The sequence below is a fragment of the Arthrobacter sp. Y3225116 genome, assembly GCF_059091245.1.
On sequence record NZ_JBNHGL010000392.1, the window covers coordinates 1 to 1,752 of the forward strand.

Consider the following 1,752-nt stretch of genomic DNA (forward strand, 5'->3'; position numbering starts at 1 on the left):
CGGCGGGGACGGTGCCGGCAGGCGGCCTCCCGGCAGGGCAGGACACCGTGCCCGGCGTCCCGGACCAGGAGGGCGACCGGAAGCCGGCAGGCTTCGCCGTCACACTGGACAACTTCAGCGGACCGTTCGATTTGTTGCTGGGACTAATCTCCAAGCACGAACTGGACATCACCGAAGTGGCGCTTGCCCGCGTCACGGACGAGTTCATCTCCTACATCCGCTGCCTCCAGGCCGACGGCAACGACAAGGCCCTGGACGAAGCCAGCGAGTTCCTCGTCATCGCGGCGACCCTGCTGGACCTCAAGGCCGCACGGCTGCTGCCCACCGGCGAGGTGGAGGACGACGAGGACATCGCCCTGCTCGAGGCCCGGGACCTGCTCTTCGCCCGGCTGCTGCAGTACAAGGCCTTCAAGGAAATCGCGGCCCTGCTCGGCCAGCGCCTGGCCCGGGAGGCCGAACGCTTCCCGCGGCAGGTCGCGCTGGAACCGCAGTTCGCCGCGCTGCTGCCCGAGCTTGTCTGGCGCACGCCCCTGGCGGACTTTGCCGCCCTCGCGGCCAAAGCGCTGGAGCCCAAGGAGCCCGTGCCGACCCAGGTCGGGCTCTCGCACCTGCACGCGCCGCCGGTCAGCGTGAAGGAGCAGGCGGCGATCCTTGGGGCGCGCCTGCAGACAGGCCCGCCGCTGACGTTCCGGGCCCTCACCGACGACGCGGACGGCGCGCTGGTGGTGGTCGCCCGCTTCCTGGCGCTGTTGGAGATGTTCCGCGACGGCGTCATCGCCTTCGACCAGGTTGCGCCGCTCGGCGAGCTGACGGTCCATTGGACCGGGCCGGACGCGGAATGGACCGGCGCCAACCTCAGCGAGGAATACGACAACGCCCCGGCCGCCGACACGGCCGCGGACACAACGGAGGGACGCGATGACTGATCCGCTGGAGGAGACGGCGGGGCCCGAGGTCGATGTGGAACGGTTGCCGGGCGGTGCCCGCGCCGCGTTGGAAGCGGTCCTGATGGTTATCGACGAACCGGCCACCGATGTTGAATTGGCCACAGCGCTGGCCCTTCCGGTGGGCACCGTCCAGGCCCTGCTGCTGGATCTGCAGCGCGATTACGACGGCGGCGTCCGCTCCGAAGGGCGGCCCGCCGCGGAGCCGCGGGGCTTTGAGCTGCGCCACATCGCCGGCGGCTGGCGGATCTTCTCGCGCAGCGATTTCGCGCCGCTGGTGTCCCGTTTCGTGCTGGAAGGCCAGACCGCGCGGTTGACCCAGGCCGCCTTGGAGACGCTGGCCGTCATCGCGTACCGGCAGCCGGTCTCGCGGGCCCGGGTTTCGGCGATCCGAGGGGTTAATGTCGATTCCGTGGTGCGCACGCTGACCCAGCGCGGCCTCATCGAGGATTCCGGCACCGATCCGGAGACCGGAGCCGTCCTGTACCGGACCACCTCTTATTTTCTGGAAAGATTGGGGATAGGAAGCATCGGCGAACTGCCGGAGATCGCCCCGCATCTGCCGGGACTGGAAAACCTGTCCGAGTACGACGACGCTTCGCTCTAGGCTGCCGGCCTCCGGCAGCAGCAGACCATTGAAGTAGTTTCCACGGGTAAGGATCCACCATGACACAACCGCCTCGTTCCGGCTCCGGACGGAACAACCCCCGCGGCGGAAAACGTCCCGGCGACGGCCGCCGTCCGGACGATGCCGAGCGCCGTCCGCAGGGCGGTTCCGCCCAGGGACGTGGCCGGCCCGGTCAGGGGA

At 69.5% G+C, this 1,752-nt stretch carries 2 protein-coding genes; both read left to right on the forward strand.

Translation table 11 applies throughout. The features are described 5' to 3' along the window. Positions 1–47: 47 nt before the first annotated feature. Complete coding sequence (locus tag AC5RV2_RS17680; protein WP_494093414.1) at positions 48–926, forward strand: segregation and condensation protein A; 879 nt, start codon at positions 48–50, stop codon at positions 924–926. Further along, positions 919–1,551 (forward strand): SMC-Scp complex subunit ScpB, encoded by a 633-nt coding sequence (scpB, locus tag AC5RV2_RS17685; RefSeq protein ID WP_494067586.1) that lies wholly within the window; start codon positions 919–921, stop codon positions 1,549–1,551. The genes AC5RV2_RS17680 and scpB overlap by 8 nt, the downstream gene beginning before the upstream one ends. The last annotated feature ends 201 nt before the right edge of the window (positions 1,552–1,752 follow it).